The organism is Methylobacterium sp. Leaf102, assembly GCF_001422425.1.
Taxonomy (GTDB): domain Bacteria; phylum Pseudomonadota; class Alphaproteobacteria; order Rhizobiales; family Beijerinckiaceae; genus Methylobacterium.
Genome location: NZ_LMMX01000038.1, coordinates 211867 through 220460 on the forward strand (window position 1 = coordinate 211867; position 8594 = coordinate 220460).

Genomic DNA, 8594 nt, shown 5'->3' on the forward strand with positions numbered 1-8594 from the left:
ATCCCGGACCGTCTGGCCGGACGTTCCCGTTCTTATCTTTCGCGCGAACCTCTCACACAGCGTATAATTTAAACAAATAGGAGGTGGACATGGTCGATAAGGTCAAATCGTTCGGCGCATTTGGGGTAAAGCTTAAAAGTGTACGCGGTCATTGGTCGGGCATAAGTTCGGATGGGAAAGTCGTCGTTCTGGCTTTGTGGGGAGATGAATTAAACTACAAAACTATTCCGATTAGTTACGACTGTTTTGATCGTCCTGACTACGCGGAATGGGGAAGACTTGCTGGAAACACCGCGCGCAAAGCTCACCTACGGCATTCAATAAGCGAGTGCGGCTCCCTTTTTCGGGTTGTCATAGGGCACGCGAAAGATAAACTGCAGAAAATCAATGGCAATGCCGATTACAATCCTCAGCTAAAACTCTTGATGAAAATTACGGAGTTTAATGATGAAACCGGCGAATTTCGTGCAATCAACGTGAGCACATGATCCCAATCTGAATTTTTGGCGGAAGTATCAAGATGCGCGAGCGTCAAATGGCGTGATGGATTTTAAATGCTGATGGACAAACCGACGTCCGATCCCAATTTTTCTCAGAATTTGAGCTCGGGATACGGCCATCATGGACGATTTCTTTGAACTTGTTTCGGCCAATATATTTTGCGTCCGCGTGCAAATGGGTTAGTTTGCATCCGACGGGCGTCGTACTAGCTCCAGTAGCCTACGAAACTCCTCGTCAGGCATCGCGCCCTTCCAGCCGTTCACAAAGGCGCATACGATTTGAATGTTGCCCAACTCATAGTGGCCGTCGCTGTTCTTCCTGTCCGGCGACGCTCTCAATGCGCGATCGAACCCTTCCTTCCGGAGATCGATTGTGATGCCCGTCAGGGCGCACTTGCCTTGCTGGAGATTCATTAGCTCCCGTAGGTGCGCAGCCAACTCGTCGCGCGACAGCCCTAGCTCCTTAAGCTTCTTGGTAACCTCTACCTTCTGCCCATTGGCGTGTTTGACCGTGTTCGCGATGGAGTCGATCATGTTGCGAATGGCAATATCCTCGCCTCCATAGATGGTGGCGTTAGACGCCTTGCCCTTGGCGCTGTTCACGAGCAGCACGTCAGGCCGTTCCAGCTCCGGCCGCACGAGCAACCAGCAGAACGAGTGCGCATCTACAAGGCGGACGTCAGACAAGCCCGCAATTTCGGTCAGCGCCGCCCGGATTTCCTGCAGGGCACCAGTATAGTCCGCATAGTTCTCCCACGAGCAGCGCCACGCGGTGCGCACGCCGATCTCAAGGGTCCCGAATGCGCGATCGAAGGTCTGCGAGCCAATCGGCATGAACCTTTCAGGTTCGCGCAGAAAGAACAGATAGGCGAGCAAATCGTACCGCGACCCGACAAGGGCCCGCAGCTCCTCGAACGCATCACCGTAGTCCGGCTCTCCACGAAAGAAGTCGAACGCCCACTGCTCAATTCGACGACAGGCCGTTTGATCATCCAACGCATCGAGCAGCGCGAAATGCGAGCGATTTCGATGCCCATATTCATTCGGCCACCGAACGAGGTTATTCGACGCGGCTCCCCCCTCTTCTGCGATTTCAATGGCGGAGATCAGTTTCTTGAGTATTTGGCCGTTGCCGATCGAACCCTGGGGCCATGAGGATGCACCAAGCCGTTCCAGCGCCCGCTTCCGCAGCGGGAGCTTGTATCCCTCCCAGGCCGAGGCGAACCCTTCGCGGAACGACGTGAAGGGCACTTTGCTTTTCCGTAGTACCCGCTCTTTGAAGACCTCAAACTGGTCCTGAAAAATCTTGGCGTCGATTGCCATCCCATTGCCTCCATAGTGCTTTTTTTAGGCTATGCGCATACTGACGCGCGCCGATACGGTTAGACTTAAATTGGGGCTATTCGACCGGTTCGGCTTATGCATGTCGAAATAGGCCCTCTGGACTTCTGCTTCGGGCGCAAGCCTGAAATAAACTGAGCGACGATAGAGCTTTTGCTGGGCACCCAAATCGTAAATTCAAAGCAGATGCAAAGCCTTGGATTTACTCTATATCTCATCCGATGCGAATTTCTGGTATCCAACGAACCCAATCATCCCGGCATGGAACCGTCTGAGACCCTCACCGTAGAACGACCGTTGCCACGTCGCTCGACACGCACCTGCACCGCGATGCGATCGATCATCGCCGCAACATGGGTGATGACCCCGACCCGGCGACCCTGGCCCTGAAGGGTCTCCAGGGCATCGACAGCAACGTCTAGGGTGTCGGCATCCAGCGAGCCGAAGCCCTCATCGATGAACAGGGTATCGACGAAATTTTGACGCCCCTCCAGGCCCGAGAGCGCCAGCGCCAGGGCCAGCGCCACGAGGAAGCGCTCGCCGCCCGAGAGGCTGCGGGTGCCACGCAGCTCGTCGCCCATGTCCCGGTCGAGGATCTGGAGAGATAGGTCGGCCGCCTCGCTGCGCACGAGAGCGTAGCGTGGGCTCAAGAGGCGCAACTGCTCGTTGGCGAGCTGTGCGAGGTGCTCAAGGGTCACGCCTTGGGCGAAGCGCCGGAACCGGTCGCCGTTGGCCGAACCCACCGCCGCATCGACCATCTCCCACTGCGCGAGGCTTTCCTTGACTGCCTCGATCTCCCCGGCGAGATTCAATACCTTACCGCGGGCCGCATCGTCCTGGGCGAGATCCGCATCCAGGGCCCCTCGACGTCGTTGATCGGCCGCGATGAGTTCCGCGACATGGGCCGCGGCGGCTTCTGTCTCGGTCACGTCGACGACGGGGATCGCACGTAGGACTTCGAGATCCGCCCGACGGGGAACCAGGGCCGCCTCGGCCGCTTCATGGGCGCGCAACAGACGATCCCGTCCATCGCGGAGGGCAACGAGCGTCTCGGAAGGGATCGCGAGCAGGGTGAGCACCGTGTCCGGCGCCCGGGCGCCGCAGGCCGTGAGGAAACGCGCGCGGGCCTCAATCAGGGCATCCTTGGCTCGCTGCCGCTGTGCCTCGGCGTGCTTCGCCGAGCCCTGTGCCGAGGCGTGGCGGGCGACGGCGATGCCGACCGCCTCCTGGGCCATCCGTAAGTTGTCGCGGGCGACCTCCCTGGCTGCCGTGACGCGGGCGCGGTGGATACTGGTCGGTTCCCCCCCGAGTAGCCCAGCGCGCGCTTGCCGCGCATCGTCCAACGCCGTCGACCGTTCGCGCGCCGCCAGCACCGCCCCCTCCATGGCAGCCTGCGCGATGATCTCGGTCTCGATCGCCACGGCCCGGCGTGGCAGGACGTCGTTCAGGGCGATCTCTAGGTCGCGATGATGATGGCGGACGTCACGGTAGGCGGCGCCGAGCCCTGCGATGCGGTTCGCCGTACCGTCCGCATCGCGGGTGAGATCCGCCTCGCACAGGCCGCCCGCGGCGAGGAACGGTCCCAGTACCCGCACGAGGGATTCCAGCCTTTCCGACAACCCGGCGATGAGAGTACGCTGGTGCTGCGCGGCCAGTGCAGCGACCTGGCGGGGGTCGGCCTCGGCCAGGATGAACTCCTCGGCGGCGGCGATCTCGACATCCGCGGCTGCGATGGTCGTCTCCCGGATGCGTATCTCGCCGGATAGGGCCCGTGCCCTGTCCAAAGTTCCCGCGATCGCCGAACGGGCGGTTCCGGTCGCGGCGGAGATCGCCGCGAGGCGGTCGAGGGCGTCGGGTCCCAAGGCACGCGGAGGCCCCACCGGTACGACCGCGAGTTCGCATGCCGAGGTCAGCCCCTGAAGGAGTTCGGTGTAGGCGTCGTTGTCGCCCGACAGGGATGCCCGGGCTTGTGCCTCCTCGCGCCATGCGGCGTCGAACCGGGCCGTCGCATCTGCCCCTGCGGAGACGGCCATTGCGATGTCGTCGTCCGCCCGGGCGAACTCGTCGTTGAGTTCGCCCCTGCGCCCACGCATGGTCTCCACAAGGCGGGTCATCGCATCGGTTCCGTGTCCATGCTCCCCGACGGGATGATCCCCGGAACCGCAGACGGGGCACGGCTGGCCCGGAACGAGGAAACTACGCAGGTGGGCGGCCTCCGCGGATGCACCGCGCTCGGCGAGATCCGCCAGCGCGGCGATTTCTGTCCGCGCACGTGCCGCCTCGCCCCGTGCCGTTTCCGCGGTCGTGCGCCGCGAGGCGGCCGTGTCCCGTGCCGATCCGGCCTCGGCCTGGACGGCACGAGCACGCAGTACCTCGGCCTCGGACCGGTCGTGCCGCCGGCCAAGGTCCAAGGCGACCGACAGCCGCTCCGTGAGAGCTCGGAGATGGGCATGCATTTCCTCCGCGGCCTCGACGTCGAGCCCATGGAGTTCCTGCTCGTGAGCGGTGCGGGCGGCAAGTTCGAGGGCTCGGGTCTCGCGGGCCGACATGACCGTCGCCCGGGCGGTGGCGGTGGCGGCGTCCGCGGTGGCGATCCTGGTCTCCGCGTCGGCAAGTGCGGTACGGGCGGCATCGGAACCGGCTGCGAACGTCGTCCGCTTCTCGAACAGTCCGGCGATCTCCGCGGCCCTGTCGGCGAGGGGCTCGATGGCTGCGTCCTCCGCGATCCGCCGGGCCGCCGCATCGCGCGAGGCCATCGTCGTTTCGTAAACGCGATCGAGGTCCTCTCGCCGGGTGCGGGCCGTGGCGAGGACGGTCGTCGTCTCCCTCGCCCGGACAGCGGCCGCATCGGCTTGAGTCGCGAGTTCGGTTATCCGCGCATCGAGGGCGTCCGCCGCGCTCCAGACCGGCGTGAAGGTGCGAAGGTCGTTCTCCCCCGCCTCGTTCGCCGACAGGGCGATCGCATGCCCCGCCCGTACCTTAGCGACCTCGATGTCTGCGGCCGCGATATCCGCCTTAGCCCTCTCGCGAAGCTCCTCGGCGGCGGCGAGGATGTCCTCCGACGCGGCGGCGGCATCGGCCCATCGCCTGAGGGGCGCGACGGCTTCGAGCTCCTCGACCCTCGCGGCATCGACCTGGCCGGCCTGGACGGCAGCGGCGGCCTCGGCGACCTGCGCTGAGGCGGTGACGAGCCGGGCCTCGGCGGCGGCGAGGCTGCGGGCATGGGCGAGCCCGGCCGCCAGGGCCGCCTGATCGGCGAGGAGCCCAGGCATCCCGTCCTCTATCGCCGCGCGCTCCGTGAGCTTCGCGTCCCGCGCCTCGGCATCGAGGAGGCCGATGGCTTCATGCCGCGCGAACAGTCCGGCGCGGACGGCCCGTTGCGCGTCCGTGCCGGCATGGACCCGCTTCGAGATCTCGGAATAGACGGCCGTCCCCGTGATCTTTTCCAGGAGCTCCGCCCGATCCGCCTCGCTCGCGAGGAGGAAGGTGTCGAACTCGCCCTGCGCCAGGACCACCGTGCGCCGGAACTGCTCGAAGGTCAGGTCGGTCGCCGCCTCGACGGCCGCCAGCACCGCGGTCTTACCGGTGGCGACGGCGGTGCCGTCTCCGATCCGGGACAGGCTGCGGCCCTCGTTCTGCAGCCGGCCGTCCGCCCGCCCTCGGGCCCTGTACGCCGCCCAGCGCGCCCGATACCCGACGCCGTCGCGGCCGATGAAATCGACCTCGGCGAAGCCCTTGCCGGCCCCCCGCCGCAGGATGGCGCGCGGATCGCCCGAGTTCAGGGTCTGCCCGCCCGGGTCGGGCACGTCCTCGCGCCGCGCGGCGCTCACGCGGGGAAACAGCCCGTAAAGCGCAAGACATAAGGCGTCGAGGATCGTCGACTTGCCCGCGCCGGTCTCGCCGGTGATGGCGAAGATGCCGGTGGCTCCGAGGGGGTCTTGGTCGAGATCGATGTCGAACGGCGCGGCGAGGCTCGCGAGGTTCTCGCCGCGGATCGCGAGGATCCGCATGGGTCAGGACCGGTTTGGGCGGTGATGACGGGTCATGCGCCGGCCCTCGCACGATGGAAGATGTCGAGGTGCGCCGGACCGGGATCGATGCCGTGGGCACGGGCGAACGCGAGACGGAACAGATCTTCCGGGTCGCGCTCGACGAGGCGGACCGTCGGGACACCCGCCTGGACCAAGTCCGGCACGATCCCCTCGACGCTCGCGACCCGGACGTCGACCACCCGCACCGGGAACCCCTCGGCGATGCGGTCCACCTCGGCGCGATGGCTCGCGGCAAGGCCGTCCCTTGAGAGGCGGATCTGGAGGAAGGGTCGGGCCTCCAGCGGCAGTTCGGGATCGAGGTCGAGGGCCGCCAGGCGGTCGCCGAGCTCGCCCAGCGGCATGTCGCCCGTGTCGGGCAGACGCAGGAAGGGCACGGGGCGGTCGATGACGACGTGTTCGCTCCGTGCCGGGCCGTCCCCGATGGTGACGAAGCTGACCCCGTGGCGGTAGGCCAGCTCGGTGGCCGAGAGCGGGATCAGGGACCCGGAATAGCGCACGATCGGGCGACCCACTCCCTGGGCCCGATGGAGATGGCCGAGGGCGACGTAGTCGGCATCGGAGGGGAAGACATCGGGTGGCACAGCGTGCTCGCCCCCCACCAGGATCCGGCGTTCCGCGCCCTCCGATTCCAGGCCGCCGGCGACATGGAGGTGACCGGTGACGAGGTACGGCAACCCGGCCAATTCCGGCCGGGCGGCCTCGTGCAGTGCGGCGTAAAGATCGCGCACGGCACGAACGATGGGGGACCCGGCCTCGTCGCGCACGCGGCCGGCGGCGAGGCCGGGAAGGCAGGCGGCGGTGGGATACGAGACCCCGAGCACGTGGCCCGCCACCACGCCGTCCTTGAGGATCGGGACGAGGTGCCGCGAGAGGTCGATGGCGCCGCCGGGCCGCCTGACGTTGCCGACGACATGGACGCCGATGGCATCGAGGAGGGCGCGCGGCGCCTCCAGGCGACCGGCGGCGTCGTGGTTGCCGGCGGTGACCACGATCGTCATCCCGGGCCGGGCCCGGTGCAGGCGCACGAGCAGCTCGTAGAACTGACGCTGGGCCTCGCCGGACGGGTTCTGGCTGTCGAAGACGTCGCCGGCCATCACCAGTGCGTCCACTTCCCGTTCGGCGACGAGCGTGACCAGGGCATCGAACACCAGGGCGTGCTCGTGCTCGCGCGAATACCCCCGGAGGGTCTGCCCGATGTGCCAGTCGCCGGTGTGGAGGACGCGGATCATGGCGCCGTCTCCATCGATGGCCCGCCGTGGCCGGAACCGTCCGGCCGGCCGCCGGCGTTCTCGGCGAGGCGCACTCTGATCTCGTCGAGGGTGACGGGACGGTAATCGAAGCAGTCGACGCCGACGTCAGTGCTGGCGGCTGTGCCCGGCAGGGTGCCGTGGGAATGTCCGTAGAGGTGGATGTCGCCGCGGTGCATCCGCGGCCATACCCGGTGGGCATAGTGGCTCAGGAAGAGTCCTTGAGGTTGGCCGTCAAAATCCTGAACGACGACGCGGGCCACGTCGACGACGGGCCCGGCCCACGGCAGCCGGACGCTGACGCGGTCGTGGTTGCCGCGCACCATGAAGATCCGGCCGCGTAGCCGTGAGAAGATCGCGCGGGCGTGGGCCTCGGGGCAGCGGTAGCAGAAATCGCCGAGGTGCCAGACCGTATCCTCGGGGCGGACGGAGGCATTCCAATTCGCGATGAGGGTCTCGTCGTGCTCCTCGATGGTCGCGAACGGGCGGCGGAGCGCCATCCGGGGGCTCAGGATGCCCTGATGGCCGAAATGATCGTCGGCGGTGAACAGAATTCGGGATGGCATTTCGGGCCTCGCGCGGTTGCGGAGGCTCGACGCGTGGGTCGCTCGCGCTCCGTGTTTCAGGGGGGCGAAGGACAGCCTATGCGTTTCATGGGTGGCTCCTGGGTCAGGCGATCCTTATCCCCTGGACGCGATCCCGGGGCAAGGGATTGCGACTCCGCGGGTAGCGGGTAGCGGGTAGCGGGTAGCGGGTAGGGGGAAACACTTCCCTCCATCCACTACCTGCTAGTTACAAAAATATTACATATGACCGACGGCCGGTATGCTTGTTCGTCATTGGGGTCGATCGAGACCCACGAAGGGTGAGGGTCGATCAGGGCAATCACGTTAGGCGCCACCGTCGGTTTTGCGTGGCGGCCCCAGGGCACCGGTCCACCCCTTTAGCCGCCGATACGCTTCCTTGCGTGTCCCGCTTTCCACGCGGAGCTCGAAATACCGCTCCCACTCCACGCGGATGAGCATCTTCCGCCGGATCCGACCCGGTGTCAGCGCCCGGTCCAACGCGATCGCCTCCATGGCCAGGCTCGGGGGCAGGAGTCGCATGATCTCCGTGGCATCGAGCCAACGATCCTCGGGCATGACGTCGGCGATCTCGCGGATGACCCGATCCCAGAACTCCGCTCGCTCTAGCCTCGTGACATCCTTGCGGAGTTCCGAGACCTGCGTCCCGAGATCCAGGACCCGTTCCTTCAGCTCGGCCTCGCGCTTCTTGAGCGCCTCGTTCTCGCGGGCCACGGCTTCAGACGTCGCGTAGGTCTCCTCCATGAGGCCTTCCATGACCTCGCGTTCGATCCTGACGTGACTGGCTGGCTTTGGACCGGGCTGATTGAGAGGATCAGCCAGGACCGAAGGAGCTGGACATGCGGCGAGGTCAGAAGACGGGTGCGGAGC

At 65.8% G+C, this 8594-nt stretch carries 6 protein-coding genes; 1 reads left to right on the forward strand and 5 read right to left on the reverse strand.

Going from position 1 to position 8594, the window contains the following annotated elements; genetic code table 11:
* Positions 1-89: 89 nt before the first annotated feature.
* Complete coding sequence (locus ASF27_RS22495) at positions 90-488, forward strand: hypothetical protein (protein WP_156467582.1); 399 nt, start codon at positions 90-92, stop codon at positions 486-488.
* Positions 489-680: 192 nt separating this feature from the next.
* Here the strand turns inward: ASF27_RS22495 and ASF27_RS18840 are convergent, their stop codons facing one another.
* The 5 genes from ASF27_RS18840 to ASF27_RS18860 all read right to left on the reverse strand — a co-directional run bounded on the left by ASF27_RS18840 (position 681) and on the right by ASF27_RS18860 (position 8468).
* The gene (locus ASF27_RS18840; protein ID WP_056362447.1) at positions 681-1823 is read right to left on the reverse strand and encodes a hypothetical protein; all 1143 of its coding nucleotides are present in this window, start codon (positions 1821-1823) and stop codon (positions 681-683) included.
* Positions 1824-2092: 269 nt separating this feature from the next.
* The gene (locus ASF27_RS18845) at positions 2093-5851 is read right to left on the reverse strand and encodes an AAA family ATPase (protein WP_056362450.1); all 3759 of its coding nucleotides are present in this window, start codon (positions 5849-5851) and stop codon (positions 2093-2095) included.
* A gap of 32 nt (positions 5852-5883) precedes the next feature.
* Entirely contained in the window at positions 5884-7122 is a 1239-nt protein-coding gene (locus ASF27_RS18850) for an exonuclease SbcCD subunit D (RefSeq protein WP_056362453.1), read from the reverse strand.
* Positions 7119-7706 carry a metallophosphoesterase gene (locus ASF27_RS18855; RefSeq protein ID WP_056362456.1) on the reverse strand — a complete coding sequence of 196 codons (588 nt, stop codon included), beginning with the start codon at positions 7704-7706 and terminating at the stop codon, positions 7119-7121. The genes ASF27_RS18850 and ASF27_RS18855 overlap by 4 nt, the downstream gene beginning before the upstream one ends.
* 324 nt (positions 7707-8030) lie before the next feature.
* On the reverse strand, positions 8031-8468 hold the full coding sequence (locus ASF27_RS18860; RefSeq protein ID WP_156467583.1) for a hypothetical protein: 438 nt from the start codon (positions 8466-8468) through the stop codon (positions 8031-8033).
* Positions 8469-8594: the final 126 nt, after the last annotated feature.